Below are 23,706 nucleotides of genomic sequence, written 5' to 3'. Positions count from 1 at the left end.
CCTAGTCCCTTCTGTCTAAGAACCTTCCCCACTAGAAGATAAAATGCATCTTCTGTGGGAAAGAACCTTAGCCTTCGGGACTAAACAGTCGGCTCCGCTTTCCTTTATTGTCTAGCTCCAGAGGCTAGAATACTCGGTGGCTTCGCGTCTTCCTCCGAGGCAAAGTACACCTCTCTGTCAGGAGCTCCATCCCCCTCCTATTCTAAACGAGCCGCTTCCGCTTTTCTTAATTACATTTTTTCTGGTGCAGATACTCCTACGATTGCTAATGCATTTTGAAGTGTAGTGCGTACTGCTTTCATTAACTCGTAACGAGCTTTACTTAATTCTAAATTATCTTGGTTTAATACTTTTTCTGCATTGTAGAAGCTGTGTAATGTTGCTGCTAATTCAAATGCATAGTTTGTAATACGGTGTGGTAGACGTTTTTGTGCTGCATCCGCAACTACCGCTGGGAATTCACCAAGTTTTTTCAGTAACTCTACTTCTTTTTCAGAAGTAACAAGTTTGTAGTTCACATCTCCGCCTGTAGCTAATCCTAATTCTTCACCTTGGCGAAGGATGCTGCATACGCGAGCGTGAGCGTATTGTGCATAGTATACTGGGTTTTCATTAGATTTTGATACAGCTAAGTCCATATCGAAGTCTAAATGAGAGTCACCGCTACGCATTGCGAAGAAGTAACGCATTGCGTCCACGCCTACTTCTTCCATAAGCTCACGAAGTGTAACTGCTTTACCCGTACGCTTACTCATCTTCATTTTTTCACCATTTTGGTATAGTTGTACCATTTGGATGATTTCTACTTCAAGCGTGTCTTTATCGTAACCAAGTGCTTGAATAGCAGCTTTCATACGTGGAATATAACCGTGATGGTCAGCACCCCAAATGTTAATTAACTTATCGAAACCACGCTCTAATTTATCACGATGATACGCGATATCTGGCGTTAAGTATGTGTAAGAACCGTCATTTTTAATTAATACACGGTTTTTATCGTCACCGTAAGTCATTGAACGGAACCAAGTTGCACCGTCTTCTTCAAAGATCTCGTCACGCTCTTTTAATACCGCAAGAGCTTGATCGATTTTTCCGTTTTTGTATAATGATGTTTCTGAGAACCATACATCAAATTTAACGCGGAAGCTTTCTAAGTCTTTTTGAAGTTTTGCTAACTCATATTTTAAACCGTACTCACGGTAGAATTCATAGCTTTCTTTTTCATCAGCTTTCGCATAACGATCGCCAAACTCTTCTGCTAAACGTTTACCAATTCCAATGATATCCGCACCATGGTATCCGTCTTCTGGCATTTCTTTCTCTAAGCCTAAAGCTTGCATGTAACGAGCTTCAACAGAAAGAGCTAAGTTATGAATTTGGTTACCAGCGTCATTGATGTAGTACTCACGAGATACATCGTATCCTGCTTTTGCTAATAGGTTACATAAAGTGTCACCTACTGCCGCACCACGTGCATGTCCTAAGTGAAGGTCACCTGTTGGATTCGCAGATACGAACTCAACTTGTACTTTTTCACCTTTACCAGTATTCGTTTCACCGTAAGCTTCACCAGCGTTTACGATTGTTGGAATTAAATCTGTTAAGTAGCTATTATCCATATAGAAGTTAATAAAACCAGGACCAGCGATTTCGATTTTTTCAATAGAAGCTTTTGCTTTATCGAAGTTTGCAACTAGTTCTTCTGCAATCATACGAGGTGCTTTTTTCGCAACGCGTGCAAGTTGCATTGCCATATTTGTAGAGAAGTCACCATTTGTTTTATCTTTTGGAGATTCTAATACAACGTTTGGAATCTGTTCTTCTGTCGCTAATTCTGCCTTTAATACAGCAGCCTGAATTTCTTCTTTAATCAATCCTTTTACCTGTTCTAAGGAATTCATTATTTTGCCTCCTTCAAATTAATTGTAATAGTATATCTGCCAGCTTCTTGTTCACTTAGAAGCAATGCGTACGTTAAGAAGAGTTGTCCTTTTTTCTTTTCATCCGACCATTTAAAAAGAACGTTATCAGTCTTTGTTTGCAATGCAAACGTACCAAGTTCACTCGTATACGTACCAGTTGTCCATTCACCTTTCACATGCGTCTGACGCATAGAAACAGCACCTGAACGCATAATGAGAACTTGTTCATCTTGAATTTTAATAATTGTTTTCACTTCGCCTTGTTCGTTCGGCTCCTGGAATGTTACATATGTACCTTGACCTTTTACATAGTATTGACCATTTGCTTCAAAAGCAACGGTTTCCTTCCTCGCCCCTTCACGGATTTCTGTTACGAAATGAACGTGTACCGGCAAGCCTGCAAGTTGTTTCTCCACGTCTTGCACACCTTTCAAATATTATAGATATTAAATACTACTTATAATAAATCACTTTTCCTATCATATCAAAAAAAGACTCTGTCTGTCTGCTGAAAAATCAGGAAAACTCCATTTCAAAAAATAATTCACTTCTACTTTATTTCATATGATAAAATATTTTTCAAATCTAAATATTCTTTCAATTAAAGAGGTGAATGTAGTGATACCAACAAAGTTAAAAAAGGGTGCTGAAATACGAGTGATTTCACCATCGTGTAGTTTAAGTATTGTTTCAAATGAAAATAGAAAAATTGCTATAAAAAGATTAACTGACATGGGCTTTCAAGTTACATTCTCAAAATATGCTGATGAGATAGATCGATTTGCTTCCTCCTCTATTTCTTCCCGCATTCAAGACCTCCATGAAGCATTTCGAGACTCTAATGTAAAAGCTATTTTGACTACACTTGGCGGATACAACTCAAATGGTTTATTGAAACATCTCGATTATGATTTAATTCGTGAAAACCCGAAATTTTTCTGTGGTTATTCTGATATTACTGCCTTAAATAATGCAATTTACGCAAAAACAGGGCTTGTTACATATTCAGGACCCCATTTCTCTTCGTTTGGAATGGAGAAAGGGCTCGGGTATACAACCGATTACTTTTTAAAGTGCTTAACTTCTAATGAGCCTATTGAAGTCCTTCCATCTGAAACATGGAGTGATGATTCTTGGTATATAGATCAGGAAAATCGAGAATTTATTAAAAATGAAGGATATGTTTCAATTCAAGAAGGAGAAGCTACGGGAGATATTATCGGTGGCAATATGAGCACATTTAACTTACTGCAAGGTACACCATATATGCCAAATTTAAAGGAGAAAATTTTATTTATTGAAGAAGATAGTTTAACTGGAACATCTACTCTTAAAACTTTTGATCGTTATTTACATTCCCTTATGCAGCAGCAAGGTTTTGAATACATAAAGGGAATCGTTATAGGAAAGATGCAAAAAGGTGCAAAATGTACGATAGAAGACATTCAAGAAATGATTGCTTCAAAACCTGAACTTGCACATATCCCTATCATTGCAAACGCAAGTTTCGGGCATACAACCCCGATTTTCACTTTTCCAATTGGTGGACGTGCAAAAATTATTTCTCACAAAGAGAAGACATCTATCACTATTTTAACGTACTAAAAAAGGAGCGAATGAGTCGCTCCTTTTATGGTTTTTCTATTTTTTCCAACGCTTTTTGCGGAATGGATTCTTTCGGGATTTCAGCCCATCCTTTTCCTTGCATACCTTTTGCATAAATTTTTATAAACGCCCCCGTATGCAATTCACGGTTCATCATTCTTTTAATAACCTGTAACTTTCCATCTTCTGTATACCCTTTAAAAGTATACAAGTATTCTCCGTCTTTTTTCTCACCTTTATCTATAACCGCATAATAATCTTGTATTTCTTTATTTGAAAAGAAGTTGTCTACAAAAGCATGTACACCTTCTGTTTTTGTGTTCAAATAATACGCTGTTCCACCTAGAATAATGGCGAATACAGCTAAAACTTTAATTACCAATTTCATACATGAACCTCCTGTTTGCACTTCTTTCTCGCTAGTATTATATCTATACTTGTATTATACGGAAAAGAGCATACTATACTCTATCTAAAAGTCTTACACTTTCCTTACATTATTGTAAGGGATTTTTTCTTACAGCCAGTTCCCAAGAAAAAATTTTTCCGTTTCATACACTTTTATATTATTATTGAATGATACGAATTTTTATTACAAAAATCAAAGGAGACAGTTTTCAAATGGCTATCTTGCAAGGTTTAGCACTATTACTTGTTGTACTTTGTCTATTTACACTTTTCAGTTACCGTGCGCCTTACGGAATGAAGGCGATGGGCGCTTTAGCTAATGCAGCAATTGCAAGTTTTCTTATTGAAGCATTTCACCGTTATATAGGTGGAGAAATGTTTCATAATGACTTTTTACAATCAGTAGGAGAAGCTTCCGGTAGTATGAGCGGCGTCGCAGCAGCGATTTTAGTCGCATTAGCAATCGGTGTTTCCCCCGTATATGCTGTTTTAATTGGTATCGCTACTAGTGGATTCGGTATTTTACCAGGATTTTTCGCTGGATACGTTTGTGCCTTCGTCGTGAAATTTCTCGAAAAGAAATTACCAGCTGGTGTGGAATTTTTAGCAATCCTATTTATCGCTGCACCAATCTCACGCGGAATGGCAATGCTTATGGATCCGCTCGTTAACGCCACACTTGGTAAAATCGGTTCTATGATTTCAGTTGCAACTACAGAAAGTCCTATCATTATGGGGATTATGCTTGGTGGATTAATAACAGTTATTTCTACCTCTCCACTGAGTTCTATGGCACTAACTGCAATGCTTGGATTAACAGGTTTACCAATGGCAATTGGTAGTCTGGCCGTAGCAGCTTCAGCCCCAATGAACTTTATTTTCTTTAAACGATTAAAAATTTGTTCAAAGAAAGATACAATTGCTGTAGCAATCGAGCCTTTAACACAAGCCGATGTTGTTTCAGCAAATCCGATTCCAATTTACGCGACAAACTTCGTTGGCGGTGCACTTGCCGGTATTATTACCTCTCTGTTCCAGCTCGTTAATAATGCACCAGGAACAGCATCACCAATCCCAGGACTTCTTGTCTTATTCGGATTTAATGACGTTGTAAAAGTAACAATTGCTGCTATATTATGTGGGATCGTTACCACTATTGTCGGATACATCGGATCTATTGTGTTCCGTAAATATCCGATCCGCTCTGCTGATGAAATTCGCGGAGTTACTTCGGAAGAGAAGGTTGCATAAGAAAAAGAGCTATTCCCATCGTTTAGGAATAGCTCTTTTTTGTGTCGCGTAACAGTAAATGAAATTATATCGGCGGTTTTTTAATAGATCAGCGCAACTCGAATTATATCAGCGATTTTTTTAATATATCGACTTACCGACACATAACGACAAAATAAAAGCCCTCTAATCATATAGAGGGCTTTTATTTTATCTAGCTGCAGCGGCTAGAATGATCGGTGGCTTCACTTTTATTTCACCCAACCGAGCAGCATTTCCCGCACGAATTTGCTTGCTGCGACTGGTGTTTGATCACTATGGTCGTAGACTGGAGCTACTTCTACTAAGTCTGCTCCAACTACATTTATATTTGAATTTGCAATTGCTACGATGGAATCTAATAATTCTTTAGATGTGATACCGCCAGCTTCTAACGTTCCTGTTCCTGGAGCGTGAGCTGGGTCTAATACATCAATGTCGATTGTGACATAGACTGGGCGGCCAGCAAGTTTCGGTAATACTTCTTTTAACGGTTCTAATACGTCAAATTTGTATAAGTTCATACCTACTTCTTTCGCCCATTCAAATTCTTCCTTCATTCCAGAACGAATTCCGAAAGAATATACGTTTTCCGGACCAATTAAATCACACACTTTACGAATTGGTGTAGAGTGGGATAAAGGCTCCCCTTCATACGATTCACGTAAATCAGTATGAGCATCCATGTGGATGATTGCTAAATCCGGATATTTTTTTGCCATTGCCTTAAAAATTGGCCAAGACACTAGGTGCTCACCGCCGAGACCTAGTGGAAACTTATCGGCATCTAAAAGTTTTGATACATACTCTTCAATCATGTCTAAGCTGCGTTGTGCGTTTCCGAATGGTAATGGGATATCACCCGCATCAAAATATTTTACCTCTTCTAGTTCACGATCTAAATACGGGCTATATTCTTCAAGACCGATTGATACTTCACGAATACGTGCAGGGCCAAAACGAGATCCCGGACGGTAACTTACTGTCCAATCCATAGGCATCCCATAAATAACTACCTTTGACTCTTCAAAACTTGGATGACTTTTAATAAATACTTTACCTGAATAAGCTTCATCAAAACGCATATTCTTTTCCTCCTTATGTGGAACTTAAGGTATCCCAACCTTTCACTATTTCTCAAATTTGGAGCGAATTGCTCCTCTTTCTCGATTTACCGGGTCTTCTTTTTAACAACAAGAAGACGATTTTCTTTACAGAAGTGTAAGTAGCTAGCATGTTCAAGTCTTCTGGACAAACACCTTAAATGAGCTACTTACACTTTATTTGTTTGATACAATTCTCTTACTTAATTAAATCGCCAACAAATTTCGGTAATGCGAATGCTGCATTGTGTAATTCTTTTGTGTAGTATTTCGTTTCGATTTCGTGGAAACGCTCTTCACTTACTTCTAATGGATCATGTTTTTTAGATCCAATTGTGAACGTCCAAAGACCACTTGGGTAAGTTGGAATGTTTGCTGTGTATAAACGAGTGATTGGGAAGATCTCTTTTACGTCTTTAAACACAGTTGTAATTAACTCTGGTGTGAACCAAGGGTTGTCCGTTTGTGCAACGAAAATACCATCTTCTTTTAACGCTTTTGAAATTCCAGCGTAGAAGCCTTTTGTAAATAGGTTTACTGCTGGTCCTACTGGCTCAGTAGAATCTACCATAATTACATCGTATTCATTTTCGCTTTCTGCGATATGTAGGAAACCGTCTCCTACTTTTACTTCTACACGCTCATTATCTAATGCGCCTGCAATTGATGGTAAGTATTGTTTAGAGTACTCAATTACTTTTCCATCGATTTCAACAAGAGTTGCTTTCTTTACACTTGGGTGTTTTAACACTTCACGAATAACACCACCATCACCGCCACCAACAACTAATACGTTTTCAGGGTTTGGATGTGTAAATAAAGGTACGTGCGCTACCATTTCGTGATAAACGAACTCGTCCTTTTCTGTTGTCATAACCATGCCATCTAAAATAAGCATGTTTCCGAACTCTTCCGTTTCAACCATATCAAGTTTTTGGAATTCTGTTTGCTCCGTATGTAATGTGCGGTTAATACGCGCCGTAATCCCAAAATGTTTTGTTTGTTTTTCAGTGAACCATAGTTCCATCGTACAATCACGCCTTTCAATGCAAATTTATAATAGGGACATCATTAATGTCCCCTAACAAAAATAAAACAAAACATCCAAAATGTATAGTTAAAAGTACAAAAATACCGAAAATATATTTTAGTCAGAGGGTTCTAACATATGTGCGGAAAGGGTTTGCACCGTAAAAGGAAAGAAAACCCTTTCTTAAGAAAGGGCTTTTGTCTCTATTTCTGCTGGTTTACGAATCGGAATTAGGATCATAATACAACCAACTAACACAACAATTCCACCTACTAAAAACGGACTTTGTGGTGAAACAGTATGACCGATAATTCCTGATAAAATCGGAGCAATTGCGCCCCCTAACCAACGAACGAAGTTATAAACACCTGACGTAACAGATCTTTCATAAGGTGAAATATCCATTACATAACTTGTGTATAATGCATTGTTTAAACCAGATGCCAATCCTGATAAAACGATAAGAGTAATTTGTAACCACATAATTTTCACAAAGAATAGTGCAATTAAGAAAATCGCAAATACGAGTAAACTACCCTTCAATAATGTTTTTGGTTCATATTTCCCTTCTAGCTTATGTGCTAAAATTGCAGAACCGTAAGCTAACGCGAGTCCCCATCCACAAAATACAAAGCCTAATTGAATAGCTGATAAATGCATAATAAGTGGTGAATATGCTAACACGACAAAAAATCCGTAGTAGTATAGCATCCCTGAAATGGCACCTTGCATAAATGGTTTATACTTCACCAGGTTAATTAATTCTCCTACCCCAGCAGCCTTACGCTTCACTTTTCGCTCTGGTTCTTTTACAAAAAAGAATACTAAAATAAATGCTAAGAAAATTAAAATACTCGTCGCGAAAAACGGATAACGCCAAGAATGACCACCTAATATCCCGCCTAATAACGGTCCGCCAGCCATACCTAAACCGATAGCTGCTTCGTATAATCCTACTGCTTCATGAACTTCTTTACTTAATGCAATCAATAAAGTCATCGCCGTCGCGAAGAACATCGCATTCCCTAATCCCCATCCAGCGCGGAAAAGAGATAATTGAGCAATCGTTTGCGACATACCACATATAAACGCAAATACAGTCACAATCGCAAGACCGATTGTCATCATCCGTTTATCACCAAATCTCGATGCAAATATACCAGCTGGTAACATCATAATTGCCATCGTTAAAATATAAGCGGTAAATAACATTTCAACTTGCCAATGCGATGCACCAATTTTCTCTGCAATAATCGGCAAAATTGGGTCGACTACTCCTATACCCGAAAAGGCAAGGAAGGTAGCCACCACTGTAATCAATCTCCCTAGTTTTTGTTTGCTCTCCATTTTGATTACTCTCCTTTTGTGCTCTCTAAAAATGTTACTGCACGATGTAAACTATCTTCTAGTTCTGCCTTTACACGTTGCATTTGCTCCATTTTTTCGTCTAACGTTTGCACTTGTTTTTCAAGCATATCTTTAATTTCTTGAATCACTTCACGATCACGAGGGTTTTCGCTATTTCTTCTTTGCTCCATTCTTTCTTTTAGTGATAAGAAATGCTGCATTTCTTGAAGTGTGATTCCTAGCACTTCTTTCGCTTCTACAATTCTTTTAATTCTGGCAATATCCTCATCCGTATACAGACGGATATTTCCCTCACTACGTTCTGGGGGATGAATTAAACCAATTTCCTCATAATAACGAAGTGTACGTTTTGTTAAACCGACTTGCTTTGTTACTTCATCAATTTTATACATGTTTATTCCTCCCTTCACTTGATTATTACATTTTACGTTAACGTTAACTTTTCTGCAACTGTTAGACTTTTGTAAATGTTTGTCATATTCAATTGTATTTTCCCTAAAGCAGTTTCATAATAAAAGAAAAGAGATAATAAGGAGAATTTCACATGAGTAAACCACTTATTTTCGCTCACCGCGGAGTAAAAGGAACACATCCCGAAAATACGATGATTGCCTTCCAAGAAGCAGAACGCATTGGTGCTCACGGAATTGAACTCGATGTCCACTTATCAAAAGATGGTGAACTTGTCGTAATTCACGATGAAACCGTCGATCGTACAACAAATGGCGTTGGACTTGTTTCTGAAAAAACGGTAGAGGAACTACAATCATTAGACGCTGGTAGCTATAAAGACCCTTCTTTCCATGAAGCAAAAATCCCAACGTTGCGTGAGATTTTCATTTGGCTTTCCACAACGAACTTACAACTAAATATTGAATTAAAGACAGATGTTATTCATTACCCAAATATTGAGGAAAAAGCTGTTGCACTTGTGCGTGAATATCATCTTTCTAATCAAATTGTATTTTCATCATTTAACCATGACTCTGTTTCATTATTAGCAGAAATTGCTCCTGAAATCCCAAGAGCAATTTTATATGATACACCACTTGCTGATCCAATTTCCGAAGCAAAACATAGAGAAGCAAGTGGATTACATCCAAACTTCCAGTTATTAACGAAAGAATTTGTGCAGTTAGCACAAGAGCAAGGATATGTTTTCCGTCCATATACAATTAATGAATACAAAGATTTACAAACTATGATTGATTATGGTGTAGATGTCATCATTACCGATTGGCCAGCACGTGCCTTTGAGCTCCTTTCTTAATGGAAAGGGCTTTTTTATTTTCGAAATTTCATTGTTTAAAATAAACGAAAACCCTCAATACTAATACAATAACGCTTGTATTAATGAGGGGCTGAAAAAAGATGGATCAAACTATGAATCCAAAACTTAAAAAATATAAACGTCTTTTCTTCACCGCAATGTTTTCGTGCGTCCTTTTCTTCGTTTTTTCTTTTTTTGTTATTATTATAGTTGCAAAAATTATGGGACCTCCTCCTGTTGCGGTCCCGCAAACAAGCGTCTTTTACGCAAACGATGATACTGTTATTGGACAAAGTAACGAAATTCAAAAACGTTACAATGTCTCTCTTAATGAAATTTCACCTTATGTAAAAGAAGCGACCCTTTCTATTGAAGATCAAAGATTTTATAAACATCACGGCTTCGATTTGAAACGGATTGTAGGTGCAATTGTTGCTGATTTAAAAGCGATGGCAAAGGTACAAGGAGCTAGTACAATTACACAACAATACGCGCGTAATCTGTATTTAGATCATGATAAAACGTGGAAACGAAAATTGTTAGAGGCAATGTACACTATCCGCCTTGAAGTAAACTATAATAAAAATCATATTTTAGAAGGATATTTAAATACAATTTATTACGGACATGGCGCTTATGGCATCGAAGCTGCGTCCCGTCTATATTTCGATAAAACGGCAAAAGAGTTAACATTAGCAGAAGCTAGTATGCTGGCAGGTATCCCGAAAGGGCCAAGTGTCTATTCTCCCTTTTTGAAAGAGGATCGTGCTAAAGAACGACAAGCTCTCATATTAGATGAAATGGTAAAGCAAGGATATATTACGAAGCAACAAGCAGCCTCAGCGAAGAAAGAAACACTAACTTTTGCCTCATTAGATACGAAAAAAGTAGCAGAGGTCGCACCATATTTCCAAGATGCTGTACAAGCTTCGCTTCTTCGTGATGTTGGATTAGACGAACAAGCTTTACAACGAGGTGGCTTACGAATTTATACAACGCTAGACCCTAAACTACAAGCTGTAGCAGAACAAGCTGTAAAAGATCATATACCTGACACAACAAACATACAAACTGCTCTCGTCTCTATGAATCCAACGACAGGTGAAGTGGCTGCTCTTGTTGGTGGAACTGATTATAATATGAGTCAATTTAACAGGGCTACACAAGCCGTTCGTCAGCCTGGTTCTACATTTAAGCCATTTCTATATTATGCGGCATTAGAACGAGGATTCACGCCTGCTACGCGCTTAAAAAGCGAATATACTGTATTCACCTTAGGTGACGGCGTTTCAAAGTATAAACCGAAGAACTATAAAGATTATTATGCAGATGATTTCGTAACGATGGCACAAGCTCTCGCAGTCTCTGATAACATTTATGCTGTGAAAACGAATTTGTTTTTAGGAGATGACACGCTAGCAAAAACAGCGAAACAATTTGGAATTAAAAGTGCATTAAAAGATGTGCCTTCTCTAGCTCTCGGTACATCACCAGTAAAACCAATTGAAATGGTTAACGCTTATAGCATGTTCGCAAACGGTGGAAAAGAAGTAAAACCTACTTTCATTCGCCGCATTATGGATCATGAAGGAAATATATTATACGATGCTCATTTAGAGAGTAAACAAGTTCTCGACCAGAGTAAAGCGTTTGTAATGGAAGAAATGATGACTGGTATGTTTAATAAGAAACTAAGCAGCTATGCTGCTGTAACTGGTCAATCGATGTTATCCAAACTATCAAGAACATATGCCGGCAAATCTGGTTCTACTGAAACTGATAGTTGGATGATCGGATTTACTCCGCAAATCGTAACTGGTGTATGGGTCGGATATGATCAACCTAAATCTATTTCAAACGTAGCAGAACAGGGGTATGCGAAGAAAATATGGACTGATACGATGGAGAAGGGCTTAGATGGACAGCCTAAAAAAGAATTTAAACAACCAAGTGACGTCGTAGCGGTTAATATCAATCCAGAGAACGGTAAAATTGCTACAAAAAATTGTCCTATTTCTGTGAAAATGTATTTCGCTAAAGGTACCGAACCGACTGAATATTGTATGGATCACGTCGATGATAAAGAAGAATTTGAAAAAACGACTGAAGAAAAGAAAAAAACAAGTTGGTGGAAAAAATATCTTCCTTGGTAAAAAAAATAGCTGACGGGCATCCGTCAGCTATTTTTTATTCACTTAATAATGCACGGCGCAATTCTTCACTAGATTCGTTCCAAATCGCTTCATTATGTTCTTTCAAGAACGTACCAAGTACCTTTTTAGATGATTCATCCATATGGTCAACCATAATGTGACGCTTCAATGATTTATCCATTTTATTTACGTGTTCTGGAAGTGATTTATATCCACGGCGAATTTCACGGTCAACTGTCATTTCACAAGCTGTTACACCTGCGTAATACGCACCTGTCGCAGTTCTTTCAATTGTTACCCAAACAAGCCAAAATGGTTTTCCGTTTGGAACTTCATCTTTATTTGTTAAAAACTTAATACCTTTTTCTACTGTACTACGCGCATGCATCGCACCGATATCAACGAATGCAGTCTTCTCTAGTACATCAACAAATACAGGTGAAATGTTTTCTAAGCTTAATGCCCCAACACCAAATCCACCATGTCCATCTGTTGAATCATTTTTCACGATATTAAAACCGATTTTTTTCTTTTTCTCTGTCATATGTAAAATCCTCCTCACTTAAAAATTATAAAAGGCCAAAAATAGGCGCAATGATGCTATCTAAAAATACAAATACATGCGGAATAACTACCTGAAAAATAGGTTGAATTGTATAATTACTAAGCGGTGTAATAACAAGAATTAATAACGCAATTGCCCCGTATTTTTCATACTGTGTCATTTTCGCGCGAATATTTGCTGGCGCTAAATCTTCCACAACTCGATATCCATCAAGTGGCGGGATTGGTAATAAGTTAAATACAAGTAAAACGATATTCAGCATAATAAAAATCTGGAAAAATTGAGCTAACGTATCTGCCACTGCAGATGGAATTGAGTATAATACACCAAATTTTAATAAGCTATACCAAATAATTAAACCAATTGCACTTAAAATCAAGTTACTAATCGGCCCTGCAATTGAAACTAATATACCTGCCAGACGCGGTCTTTTAAAGTTATATGGGTTAACAGGAACTGGTCTTGCCCAACCGAATCCAAGAATTAATACTGCAATCAAACCGATAGGGTCTAAATGGGCCATCGGTGATAACGTTAAACGCCCTTGTCTCTTTGCTGTATCGTCCCCAAATTTATATGCAACATATGCATGTGCAAATTCGTGAACGGATAGTGCAATAATAATTGCCATTGCTACTAACGGAATTTCGTGCAATGGATATCTAAATAACTGATCCATACTTCATCTCCTCTTCCATATGTCAAAAAAAGAAATTATTTGTTTTTTCGATTGTTCTTCCCCATAATCCGCTATAATAAGAGTGTAACTTACATAAAAGGAGCGATTGTACATGCCATACGTAACAGTGAAAATGCTAGAAGGACGCACAGAAGAACAAAAGAAAGCTCTTGCTGAGAAAGTAACAGCAGCAGTAAGCGAAACAACTGGTGCTCCTGAAGAAAACATCGTTGTTTTCATCGAAGAAATGTCTAAGAATCATTATGCAGTTGGCGGAAAACGCTTAAGCGACAAATAATTTCAAGTTTTTCATAAGAAGCAGCCACTAGCTGCTTCTTATTTCTTTCCTTCTAACAACTCAATAATTCTCTCTTTATATTTTCCTTTTCTTCCATCTTCATAGATTAAATCATGTGGATAGAATAGCTTTTGGTCCGTTCTTTTCTTACCTGTAATCGCCTCAACAATATCCGATTCACGTGAAAGCTCTCTAAGCTCTCCGTTTGGCATAAGAAGTAGGATTGGCAAACGCTCTTCTTCTTCTCCTGCACGATAAAAGTCATACGGTAAGTCTGATGTTGAATCAACTACTAAATAATACTCCGGATCAAGTCCAATCTTTTTAAATAAACTACTTAATTCCATCCAATTATCTAAACCGTGTTTATCTGTAAATTCTACATATTTAAATAGATTTCGATTCATAAAACGACGGCATAAATCGCTTAAAATTGGATCTTCTTCTTCCTGCCATACTTGGAAGTAGTAATACATAACGTTCTCGTCTAACTTTAAATAATCCTCTACTGTTACTTCTTCTTCAAATAAAGAATAGAAATGAACAGGATGATTTTTGAATGTATAATACTTCTCGTGCAGTGATTTAGCACGGTGTAAAATCTTCGTTAAAATAACTTCTGCACTTCGCGTTACCGGGTGGAAATATACTTGCCAATACATTTGATAACGACTCATAATGTAATGCTCAACAGCATGCATACCACTATTTTTAATGACTACTTGATTCCCATACGGACGCATTACACGCAGTATACGTTCCATATCGAAGTTTCCGTACTTTACGCCTGTGAAATAAGCATCTCTTAATAAATAATCCATACGATCCGCATCAATTTGGCTCGAAATCATACTAATCGCTAATTTATTAGTAGACGTTTTTGCAATTACATCTGCTACCTTTTGTGGAAACTCCTTATCAACACGACTTAATACATCATTAATCTCCGTATTGCCAACGATAATCTTTTGCGTAAATTTCTCATGATCTAATGAAAATACTTTTTCAAACGAGTGAGAAAATGGGCCGTGGCCGACATCATGAAGTAATGCCGCACATAAACATAACAATCTATCTTCAGCATTCCAATTTGGTCTGCCATCAAACACATCATCAATCATACGACGAATAATTTCGTATACACCTAACGAATGAGTAAAGCGACTATGCTCTGCACCGTGAAATGTAAAAAATGTCGTTCCAAGCTGCTTAATACGGCGCAAGCGTTGAAATTCTTTCGTTCCGATTAAATCCCAAATAACACGATCACGCACGTGCACATATTTATGTACTGGGTCTTTAAACACTTTTGTTTCGCTGAGTTTGTCGTTTAAATATACCACTTTCCGACATCCCCCTTTCTTTACTACATTCTTACTTTATATTATAAACGAAATGAGAAACAGAAAGAAATGAAAGACTGTATTAATTACCTTTATAAAAAGAAAAAATCACCTTTACCGAAGTAAAAGTGATTTCCTTTATACATTATTTACCTAAAACGAATTCAGCAACTTCGTCTAAGATCATATCTTTCCCAAGTGGGAAGTAACCTTTGTTTAAGTCTTCATTTTTAATTGTGAATACGTGGTTGTTTTTAACAGCGTTCATGTTTTTCCAAATTGATTCTTCTTGGAATTCTTTTAAGCGCTGAGAACCGTCACCAGTTGTAAATACGAATAAGTAATCTGGGTTGTAATCAATTAAAGCTTCTTTTTGTACTTGTACTAACGGTTTATCAGTTGGTGTACCTTTAACTGCTGGTAGTTTTAAATCATTAAAGATTACACTACCGTAACCGTAGTCACCGTATACGCGGAAAGCATTTGGATATGCAGCCATTTTCATAAATGTTGCTTCACTAGTTTTAGCGACGATTTTGTCATGTAATTTGCTTGCTTTTTCATCATACTTTTTGAACCATTCTTTTGTTTCTTTTTCTTTACCGAAGATTTGACCTACTTCTTCAAATTTTGGACGCCATTGATCTAATGGAGTGTTTAACATAACTGTTGGTGCAATTTTAGATAATTGATCATAAATCTTTTCTTGACGATTATTTACAAGAATTAAATCTGGTTTTGCAGCAGCTACTGCTTCGATGTTAATTTTATCGCCCCAAGCAGAACCAACTGGTTTAACGTCTTTTAGTTTCTTTTCAATATGTGCATCAATTTTTTCTTGAGATGTATTAGCAGTAATAACCGGTTTCATACCGAAAATTAATAATTCTTCTGTTGAACCACTAAGGTCAGCAATTTTCTTTGGGTTTGCAGGAATTTTAATTTCCCCTTTTGCATGTTTTACAGTGCGCTCTTCAGTCTTTGCATCTGCTTTCTTTTCTTCTTCTTTGTTAGAACAAGCTGCAAATAGTACAGAAGTCACAACTAGTACCATTGCTAATAGTGCCATTTTAAAATTCTTCATGTTCCCACTCCTTCTAGCTGTATTTATCTTATAAGTTACAACGAACTATAAGAAACAAAGATAACAATTAATTAATATATATTTATTAATTGTTGTTAATAACCCATTCTAACGGGCGTTCAACTTCCCATTCTTATATAAGAAGCTCAACGTCCATTAGAAGTCCCCCTCTTCACGAGGGGGTTCTACTTATGCTTTTTTACGCAATTGATTACTAATCATCGCTAAATCATATGTTAAACAAATTGGCTTACAGTTTACTGGACATGGAACGATTTGAGCTTCAATCTCAAATACGTTACGAAGTGTTTCACTTGTCATAACTTCATTTGGCGTTCCTTGTTTCATTAACTTACCTGCTTTTAATGCAATCATATGATCTGAGAAACGAGAAGCGTGATTTAAGTCATGGATAACCATAACAATCGTTCTACCTTCTTCTTCATTTAACTTTTTCAATAAGTTTAATACTTCTAATTGATGAGCCATATCTAAGTACGTCGTTGGTTCATCCAATACAAGTAATTCTGTTCCTTGTGCAAGAGCCATTGCAATCCAAACACGTTGACGTTGACCGCCTGATAGCGCTTCTGCTGGACGATTCGCAAATTCTTTCATTCCTGTCACTTCCAGTGCCCAGTTAATGTAGCGATAATCCTCTTCTTTCAACGTGCCAAACCCTTTTTGATGAGGGAATCTTCCATATGACACAAGCTCAAATACAGTAAGACCCGTTGGCACTTCTGCAGTTTGTGGTAAAATCGCCATTTTCTTTGCAATTTCTTTCGTTGGCTGTTTCTCAATTGCTTTTCCGTCAAGATAAACAGTACCTTGCTTTGCCTTCAAAATACGAGACGCCGTTTTTAATAATGTGGACTTCCCACAACCATTTGGTCCAATAATTGTTGTAATTTTCCCTTCCGGAATTTCAACTGTTAACCCATCAATAATTAAACCTTCATTATAGCCAACAGATACCGCATCCACCGCTAAAGTTGCCATACGAAAAGCCTCCCTTTATTTTGTCCTCATAAGTAAATAAATGAAATACGGTGCACCAATTACAGAAATAACAAGACCGACTGGTATTTCTGAAGTTGTTAGTACACTTCTTGAAATTACGTCTGCGAATAAAAGTAAAAACGTTCCTATTAGCGCAGCTGTGGGCAACATAATTTGATGTTTACCACCAACAAGGCGCCTTGCTAAATGCGGGGCCATTAAACCGATAAAGCCAATTCCGCCGGCAACAGCAACAGATGCACCTGCTAAACAAACTGCAATAAATAATAATTTACGTCTTTCTTTTTCTACGTTTACACCAAGGCCAACTGCTGTAGAATCGCCTAGGTTCATTACATTTAATATGTGTGCTTTACTTATAGCAAGCGGTAAGAAAATAACCATCCATGGAAGTACACTTAATACGAATTTCCAATCTGTCCCCCATAGACTTCCCGCCAGCCAAATCGTAGCAAAACGAAAATCGTTAGATGTCATCTTCATAGAGAAAATTAAACTAACAGCTCCAAATCCAGCTGCAACGGCAATACCGACTAGTATTAATCGAGTCGATGAAACGCCGTCTTTCCATGCTAGTAAATAAATAATTACCGCTGCTAATATCGCTCCAACTAGTGCGAAGAATGGAAGAATGAATACAGATAAAAATGTACCAGTCCCTACTTTTCCGAAGAAGAAGTAGACGAATATAACAACTGTTAATCCCGCCCCAGCATTAATACCTATAATACCTGGATCAGCAAGCGGATTTCGTGATAAACCTTGCAAAATCGCGCCTGACATAGCTAAAGCAGATCCGACTAGTATAGCAATTACCATACGCGGCATACGGAATTCAAATAAAATAACAGACTGATCTTCAGCCCCTAGTCCAACCAATGACTTTAATACGTCCATTGGCGGGATTTTAAAAGTTCCTGTATTTAAACTAATAAGAAATATAGAAACGATTAGTCCTACTAAAATCGTTAATATAGAAATGTTCTTTTTTGTTAAGACACTCGTCCTCACATCTTTCCTCTCCCTTCATTACGTGCTAAGTAGAGGAAGAATGGAACCCCAATTAGCGCTGTAATTGCTCCAATTGGCGTTTCAAATGGCGGGTTAATAACGCGAGATAACATATCTGCACATTCAATTAACAGCCCACCTAAGACCGCAGAACATGGAATAACCCATCTATAGTCCGAGCCTACGAGGAAACGAGTCATATGCGGAATTACAAGACCAACAAATCCAACTGATCCTGCCATGGAAACTGCGGAACCCGTTAAAACAAGAACAAGTACTGTTCCGATAAATTTAATCAATGTCGTATTTTGACCAAGTCCAATTGCAATTTCTTCACCGAAGCTCAAAATTGTAATATATCTCGACATCATAATTGCGATAAAAAGACAAACAAGGCCAATTGGCACTAACATATTAATACTTTGCCATTTCACTCCAGCGACTCCGCCTGCATTCCACATGCTCACCTCTTGGGCAAGATTGAAATACAATGCGATTCCAGATGAAATTGCCCCTAATAAAGCACTAATAGCTGCACCTGCTAAAGCTAATTTCACAGGTGTTAATCCACCTGGTGAAGAAGATCCAATTCCATATACAATGCTTGCACCAAACGCAGCTCCAATAAAAGATGCGATAACAAACATTAAATAAGGTGAATTAGGGAAAAATGCATACATAATTGCAATTCCAAATACAGCTCCATCTGTAATCCCCATTAACGATGGTGAAGCAAGTGGATTTCGCGTCATACCTTGCATAATTGCTCCTGATACCGCTAAAAAGGCACCTGCAACTACGCCCCCTATTGCTCTAGGCATGCGAAGCTCTTGAATTACGTTATGATGTGTAATAGATCCATCAAACTGAAATACAGCTTGCCATACAGTCTTTAAACTAATATCTGCAGCCCCAAAAGAAATAGAAACTGCCATGCTTAAAGCTAACAAAATTGTACCCGCTACTAAAATAATAGAAGCGATGAGCGGTCTGCTCTTAATCTCTTTAACATTCTCTTCTTGCTGTTCTATACTGCTTGCGCTCGCTTCCATCCCTCAACCATCCTAACCAACAACATATATTTATTGAAATGAAATTTATTCTCAAATAGTAATAAAAAAATTAGGTGAATTGTTATTTCCCTGATAATGATTCTCAGAATCAGACACTTCTATTCTACCTATCGCTTTAAAAGACTGTCAACCATTATTTTGAAATATAAATTTATACAAATTGGTATTTTAATACAAAAGTTATGTTCATCCTTTAGAAAATGTTCGTCCACACAAGAGTACTTTCGCAGAATAAATCATTCCTCTTATGGGCATAAAAAAAGAAGAGTAATCTTTTCACTCTTCTTTTTCTTACTTATTTAACTTTGCTTCAATTTTCACGATTAACTCATCTTCTGTTGGAGCCGCAACTGGACGGTTATTTACAAATGCGAATGATTTTTTACGACCAGGACCACAGTAAGACTGACATCCAACTTCAATCGTTGCACATGAATCTACTTTTTTTAACTTCGGAACTAACGTTTTAATGTTCGTTGCCTGACAGTCATCGCACACGCGAAACTCGTTTCCCATTACATAACACTTCCTCTATTTTAAACTTTTCTCAAGTACATTTAAAAATAAACACTAAATGGTATTTTACCGCTCTTTGAAGCTCGTTGCAAGTTTCCCTACAAAGCCTATTCTCTACATAATGATACATATTTATATGCTCTCCTACAGAAGCGCTCACCATTCATGGGAAAATTTTTACCTTTCATCGAAATCTACCATATTTTTAAAAGCTTTGTATAAAAGTTTATTTTTTTGCCCATTATAAAAATAGGAAGTTCATAAAAAGAAAGGGAGTTGAATCTATGAAAGTAAGACAAGATGCTTGGACAGATGAGGATGATTTATTACTTGCTGAAACGGTACTTCGTCATGTTAGAGAAGGAAGTACGCAATTAAATGCATTTGAGGAAGTAGGGGATCAGTTAAATCGTACATCTGCTGCTTGTGGTTTCCGCTGGAATGCTGTCGTTCGCTATAGCTATGAACAAGCTCTTCAACTAGCAAAAAAACATCGTAAAGATAAAATGCGTGCTGCAAGCGGTGAACAAGCGAAAAAACGTTTACTTTATACACCACCAGCTTCAGACTCGATAACTGATTATGAAGAATTAGTACAAGAAGAATCAATCGTACAATATAAAGAAGCTATTCCATATCAAGAATCTACTGCTCCTACTGCAAGAAGCTCTATGACAATGCAAGATGTTATTTATTTTTTACAAACAGTCGGATCTTCAAATATAAAAGTGACAGCTCTTGAAAACGAGAATACGAGATTGAAACAAGAAATTAAAGCACAAATTCTTAGGAATGAGGAACTAGAAAAGAAACTAGAAAAATTAGAAAAGCAATCTCATACTGTACAAGAAGATTACGAAACACTTATGAACATTATGAACCGAGCTCGTAAATTGGCAGTCATGGATGATGAAGAACGTTCTCAAACATCTTTCCGAATGGACCGAAACGGTAATTTAGAAAAAATTGCAGAATAAAAAGGATGCATGTAATGCATCCTTTTTATTATTTCACCTCTAAGCTCCCCCTTTATATGTGAGAAAACTCCATTCTTCATTTTTTGCTATAATAGAGATTGTCATTTTAAAGATAAGGGGTTAGTTATATGAGCAATTCCCGTTCCATTTTATCTCAGCCAGAGTGGCGCATTGTAGATCAATCTAGTTTGGGACCAACATTCCATGCACTTCAGTCATTCGCAATGGATGACACATTATGCACAAGCATTGGAAATGGCAAGTCAGCCGCAACAATGCGTTCTTGGGTTCATCACAATACAATTGTCCTTGGTATTCAAGATTCACGCCTTCCGCATTTAAAAGAAGGTATTTCTTTTTTAAAACAAAACAACTTCAATGTTATTGTTCGTAATTCTGGCGGGCTTGCAGTCGTGCTTGATGAAGGTGTTTTAAACGTATCACTTTTATTCCAAGAAACAGAAAAAGGTATCGATATTGATCTTGGATACGATACGATGTGGCATTTGATTAAGGAGATGTTAAAGGATTACGACGTTACTATCGAGGCAAAAGAAATTGTCGGCTCTTACTGTCCTGGTAGTTATGACTTAAGTATTCGCGATCAAAAATTCGCTGGTATTTCACAACGTCGTATTCGCGGCGGTGTCGCTGTCCAAATTTATCTCTGCGCTACCGGAAGTGGCTCTGAGCGTGCCGCACTCGTTCGTGATTTCTACAACCTAGCAATTCAAGGGGAAGAAACACGCTTTACATACCCTGAAATTGTACCAAGTACGATGGCCTCACTCTCAGAATTACTTGGTGAAACCATTACAGTACAAGATTTAATGATGCGTCTTTTAAAAACATTGCAGCAGTTCGCTCCAAAGTTAACAACATCTCAATTAACAATAGACGAGATTCCTTTATATGAGACGAATTTACAACGTATTATTGATCGTAATAATAAAGCACTTGGCTTAGAAAAATAAAGACCGTCGCTATAATAGCGACGGTCTTTATTTCAATTCATTATAGAATTAAAGTGCTTGAGCTGCTGTAATTAAAGCTAACTTGTACACTTCTTCTTCGTTACATCCACGAGACAGATCATTTACAGGCATGTTTAAGCCTTGTAAGATTGGTCCTACTGCTTCGAAGTTACCTAAACGTTGAGCGATTTTGTAGCCGATATTACCAGCTTCTAAGCTTGGGAATACGAATACGTTAGCATCACCTTTAATTGTAGAACCTGGAGCTTTTTTCTCAGCTACAGATGGTACGAATGCAGCATCGAATTGGAATTCTCCATCTAAAGTTAACTCAGGAGCCATTTCTTTTGCAATGCGAGTTGCTTCTACAACTTTTTCTGTTTCTGGAGATTTCGCAGAACCTTTTGTAGAGAAGCTTAACATAGCAACACGTGGATCAATGCCGAATAACTCAGCAGTTTTCGCACTTTCGATACCGATTTCAGCTAAATCTTGGCTGTTTGGTGCAATGTTAATTGCGCAATCAGCGAATACATATTTCTCTTCTTCACGTACCATGATGAATACGCCAGAAGTTTTTGTAACGCCTGGTTTTGTTTTAATAATTTGAAGTGCTGGACGAACTGTATCAGCTGTAGAGTGAGCTGCACCACTTACTAAACCGTGTGCTTTGCCCATGTATACAAGCATTGTACCGAAGTAGTTTTCGTCTTTAAGGATTTTGCGAGCGTCTTCTTCAGTTGCTTTACCTTTACGGCGTTCAACGAAAGATGCTACCATTGCATCCATTTCTTCGTATGTAGCTGGGTCGTAAATATCAACGCCTGCTAATGTTAAATTCATGCTAGCAGCTTTTGCGCTAATTTCTTCCTTATTACCAACTAAGATTGGTTTTACTAACTCTTCTTTTGCTAAACGCTCTGCAGCGCCTAAAATTCTTTCATCAGTTCCTTCAGGAAGTACGATAGAAATGCCTTTTCCTTGAACTTTTTCTTTTACTGTTGTAAATAAGTTGCTCACGAATAAACCCTCCTACATATGTTAAAAAAACTCTATCTTTAAGAATACTGCTTTTCTTCTATATTTTAAACTTATAGCTCCCAAAAAATAGATAAAATAAAAATGATTATATTTTCATAAAATTCAGCCGTTAAATTCACCTTGCTTAAACACTTAAATGTGACAATTTTATGCGCCAAGGTTTTATATAGATGATTTTAAAACTATATATGCTATAGTTAACGTGTAAAACTATCATTAACTGAGGTGAATAGAATGAGTGAAGCAACAACAACGTTAGATGGCTGGTATTGTTTACATGATTTACGTTCTATTGATTGGGCTGCATGGAAAACATTATCTAGCGACGAACGCGGACAAGCAGTGTCTGAATTTTTAAATGTCGTTGAAAAATGGAACGAAGTAGCTACTGCGAAAAAAGGTAGTCACGCAATGTATACAGTTGTTGGCCAAAAAGCTGATATTATGCTTATGATTTTACGTCCAACAATGGAAGAGTTAAATGAAATTGAGACAGAATTGAATAAAACAACTTTAGCTGAATATATGGTTCCTGCATATTCTTACGTATCTGTTGTTGAATTAAGCAACTACCTTCCAGCTGATGAGGATCCATACCAAAACCCGCAAATTTTAGCTCGTTTATATCCTGAATTACCGAAAGCAAATCATATTTGCTTCTATCCAATGGATAAGCGTCGCCAAGGTGATGACAACTGGTACATGCTTCCTATGGAAGAACGTAAAAAAATGATGTACAGCCATAGTAAAATTGGTCGTCAATACGCAGGTAAAGTACGCCAAGTGATTTCAGGATCTGTTGGATTCGACGATTTCGAATGGGGCGTAACATTATTCGCTGACGATGTTCTTCAATTTAAGAAACTTATATACGAAATGCGCTTCGATGAAGTAAGTGCTCGTTATGGTGAATTTGGAACATTCTTCGTTGGAAACATTTTACCAGACGAAAAAGTAGAGAAATTTTTACACATATAAATGGTGAAAAGGAACG

General features: G+C 37.2%; 24 protein-coding genes. 8 read left to right on the top strand and 16 right to left on the bottom strand.

Annotated elements, in window-relative coordinates; genetic code table 11:
- Positions 1-230: 230 nt before the first annotated feature.
- Positions 231-1,901 carry an arginine--tRNA ligase gene (gene argS, locus ACS2QP_RS18700; RefSeq protein WP_001086454.1) on the bottom strand — a complete coding sequence of 557 codons (1,671 nt, stop codon included), beginning with the start codon at positions 1,899-1,901 and terminating at the stop codon, positions 231-233.
- On the bottom strand, positions 1,901-2,338 hold the full coding sequence (locus ACS2QP_RS18695) for a DUF1934 domain-containing protein (RefSeq protein ID WP_000414867.1): 438 nt from the start codon (positions 2,336-2,338) through the stop codon (positions 1,901-1,903). The genes argS and ACS2QP_RS18695 overlap by 1 nt, the downstream gene beginning before the upstream one ends.
- Positions 2,339-2,540: 202 nt before the next feature.
- On the opposite strand from ACS2QP_RS18695, the gene ACS2QP_RS18690 reads away from it, so the two are divergent.
- On the top strand, positions 2,541-3,527 hold the full coding sequence (locus ACS2QP_RS18690) for a S66 family peptidase (protein WP_438882728.1): 987 nt from the start codon (positions 2,541-2,543) through the stop codon (positions 3,525-3,527).
- A 25-nt stretch (positions 3,528-3,552) separates the two neighbouring features.
- On the opposite strand, the gene ACS2QP_RS18685 is transcribed toward ACS2QP_RS18690, so the two are convergent.
- Entirely contained in the window at positions 3,553-3,915 is a 363-nt protein-coding gene (locus ACS2QP_RS18685) for a YxeA family protein (protein WP_000779921.1), read from the bottom strand.
- 233 nt (positions 3,916-4,148) lie between these two features.
- On the opposite strand from ACS2QP_RS18685, the gene ACS2QP_RS18680 reads away from it, so the two are divergent.
- Positions 4,149-5,186, top strand: a complete 1,038-nt coding sequence (locus ACS2QP_RS18680; protein WP_000996319.1) for a PTS sugar transporter subunit IIC — start codon at positions 4,149-4,151, stop codon at positions 5,184-5,186.
- Positions 5,187-5,416: 230 nt separating this feature from the next.
- On the opposite strand, the gene speB is transcribed toward ACS2QP_RS18680, so the two are convergent.
- The 4 genes from speB to ACS2QP_RS18660 form a co-directional block, all read right to left on the bottom strand.
- Positions 5,417-6,289, bottom strand: coding sequence for an agmatinase (gene speB, locus ACS2QP_RS18675; protein WP_001209831.1), 873 nt, complete (start codon positions 6,287-6,289; stop codon positions 5,417-5,419).
- A gap of 217 nt (positions 6,290-6,506) precedes the next feature.
- Positions 6,507-7,334 carry a polyamine aminopropyltransferase gene (gene speE / locus ACS2QP_RS18670; RefSeq protein ID WP_000424696.1) on the bottom strand — a complete coding sequence of 276 codons (828 nt, stop codon included), beginning with the start codon at positions 7,332-7,334 and terminating at the stop codon, positions 6,507-6,509.
- Positions 7,335-7,520: 186 nt separating this feature from the next.
- A complete protein-coding gene (locus ACS2QP_RS18665) occupies positions 7,521-8,684 on the bottom strand; it encodes an MFS transporter (protein ID WP_438882727.1) in 1,164 nt (387 codons plus the stop codon).
- Positions 8,685-8,689: 5 nt separating this feature from the next.
- The gene (locus tag ACS2QP_RS18660) at positions 8,690-9,097 is read right to left on the bottom strand and encodes a MerR family transcriptional regulator (RefSeq protein ID WP_000276560.1); all 408 of its coding nucleotides are present in this window, start codon (positions 9,095-9,097) and stop codon (positions 8,690-8,692) included.
- 152 nt (positions 9,098-9,249) lie between these two features.
- Between ACS2QP_RS18660 and ACS2QP_RS18655 the strand changes: the two genes are divergently transcribed.
- Positions 9,250-9,975 carry a glycerophosphodiester phosphodiesterase gene (locus tag ACS2QP_RS18655; RefSeq protein WP_377886481.1) on the top strand — a complete coding sequence of 242 codons (726 nt, stop codon included), beginning with the start codon at positions 9,250-9,252 and terminating at the stop codon, positions 9,973-9,975.
- 101 nt (positions 9,976-10,076) lie between these two features.
- A complete protein-coding gene (locus ACS2QP_RS18650) occupies positions 10,077-12,128 on the top strand; it encodes a transglycosylase domain-containing protein (RefSeq protein WP_438882726.1) in 2,052 nt (683 codons plus the stop codon).
- Between the two features lie 34 nt (positions 12,129-12,162).
- Here the strand turns inward: ACS2QP_RS18650 and ACS2QP_RS18645 are convergent, their stop codons facing one another.
- Together ACS2QP_RS18645 and ACS2QP_RS18640 are read right to left on the bottom strand one after the other, a co-directional pair.
- Positions 12,163-12,672, bottom strand: a complete 510-nt coding sequence (locus ACS2QP_RS18645) for a YwhD family protein (RefSeq protein ID WP_000136678.1) — start codon at positions 12,670-12,672, stop codon at positions 12,163-12,165.
- A gap of 25 nt (positions 12,673-12,697) precedes the next feature.
- Positions 12,698-13,372 carry a site-2 protease family protein gene (locus ACS2QP_RS18640; RefSeq protein ID WP_000372445.1) on the bottom strand — a complete coding sequence of 225 codons (675 nt, stop codon included), beginning with the start codon at positions 13,370-13,372 and terminating at the stop codon, positions 12,698-12,700.
- Positions 13,373-13,484: 112 nt separating this feature from the next.
- Between ACS2QP_RS18640 and ACS2QP_RS18635 the strand changes: the two genes are divergently transcribed.
- On the top strand, positions 13,485-13,670 hold the full coding sequence (locus tag ACS2QP_RS18635; protein WP_001147171.1) for a 2-hydroxymuconate tautomerase: 186 nt from the start codon (positions 13,485-13,487) through the stop codon (positions 13,668-13,670).
- Between the two features lie 38 nt (positions 13,671-13,708).
- Here ACS2QP_RS18635 and ACS2QP_RS18630 read toward each other — a convergent pair whose 3' ends face one another.
- The 6 genes from ACS2QP_RS18630 to ACS2QP_RS18605 form a co-directional block, all read right to left on the bottom strand.
- Entirely contained in the window at positions 13,709-15,013 is a 1,305-nt protein-coding gene (locus ACS2QP_RS18630) for an HD domain-containing protein (protein WP_000262742.1), read from the bottom strand.
- A 145-nt stretch (positions 15,014-15,158) separates the two neighbouring features.
- Positions 15,159-16,097 carry an ABC transporter substrate-binding protein gene (locus tag ACS2QP_RS18625; RefSeq protein ID WP_438882725.1) on the bottom strand — a complete coding sequence of 313 codons (939 nt, stop codon included), beginning with the start codon at positions 16,095-16,097 and terminating at the stop codon, positions 15,159-15,161.
- A 189-nt stretch (positions 16,098-16,286) separates the two neighbouring features.
- The gene (locus ACS2QP_RS18620) at positions 16,287-17,099 is read right to left on the bottom strand and encodes an ABC transporter ATP-binding protein (protein ID WP_438882724.1); all 813 of its coding nucleotides are present in this window, start codon (positions 17,097-17,099) and stop codon (positions 16,287-16,289) included.
- A gap of 15 nt (positions 17,100-17,114) precedes the next feature.
- Positions 17,115-18,131, bottom strand: a complete 1,017-nt coding sequence (locus ACS2QP_RS18615; protein WP_001260757.1) for a FecCD family ABC transporter permease — start codon at positions 18,129-18,131, stop codon at positions 17,115-17,117.
- The gene (locus ACS2QP_RS18610) at positions 18,128-19,183 is read right to left on the bottom strand and encodes a FecCD family ABC transporter permease (RefSeq protein WP_000388294.1); all 1,056 of its coding nucleotides are present in this window, start codon (positions 19,181-19,183) and stop codon (positions 18,128-18,130) included. Before ACS2QP_RS18610 ends, ACS2QP_RS18615 begins: the two co-directional genes overlap by 4 nt.
- A 312-nt stretch (positions 19,184-19,495) precedes the next feature.
- Entirely contained in the window at positions 19,496-19,720 is a 225-nt protein-coding gene (locus ACS2QP_RS18605) for a DUF1450 domain-containing protein (RefSeq protein ID WP_000526071.1), read from the bottom strand.
- 284 nt (positions 19,721-20,004) lie between these two features.
- On the opposite strand from ACS2QP_RS18605, the gene ACS2QP_RS18600 reads away from it, so the two are divergent.
- Both ACS2QP_RS18600 and ACS2QP_RS18595 read left to right on the top strand, forming a co-directional pair.
- On the top strand, positions 20,005-20,697 hold the full coding sequence (locus ACS2QP_RS18600; RefSeq protein ID WP_049106879.1) for an RsfA family transcriptional regulator: 693 nt from the start codon (positions 20,005-20,007) through the stop codon (positions 20,695-20,697).
- A 128-nt stretch (positions 20,698-20,825) separates the two neighbouring features.
- On the top strand, positions 20,826-21,671 hold the full coding sequence (locus ACS2QP_RS18595) for a lipoate--protein ligase family protein (protein ID WP_332284129.1): 846 nt from the start codon (positions 20,826-20,828) through the stop codon (positions 21,669-21,671).
- Between the two features lie 48 nt (positions 21,672-21,719).
- On the opposite strand, the gene pta is transcribed toward ACS2QP_RS18595, so the two are convergent.
- A complete protein-coding gene (gene pta / locus ACS2QP_RS18590; protein ID WP_000067215.1) occupies positions 21,720-22,691 on the bottom strand; it encodes a phosphate acetyltransferase in 972 nt (323 codons plus the stop codon).
- Between the two features lie 255 nt (positions 22,692-22,946).
- On the opposite strand from pta, the gene hemQ reads away from it, so the two are divergent.
- The gene (hemQ, locus tag ACS2QP_RS18585) at positions 22,947-23,690 is read left to right on the top strand and encodes a hydrogen peroxide-dependent heme synthase (RefSeq protein WP_001287595.1); all 744 of its coding nucleotides are present in this window, start codon (positions 22,947-22,949) and stop codon (positions 23,688-23,690) included.
- Positions 23,691-23,706: the final 16 nt, after the last annotated feature.

Origin of the sequence: Bacillus cereus group sp. Bce019 (assembly GCF_051781745.1) — a bacterium.
Lineage (GTDB): Bacteria > Bacillota > Bacilli > Bacillales > Bacillaceae_G > Bacillus_A > Bacillus_A cereus.
The sequence above is the reverse complement of the archived record's forward strand: the minus strand, read 5'-3'. Positions and strand labels throughout refer to the sequence as shown.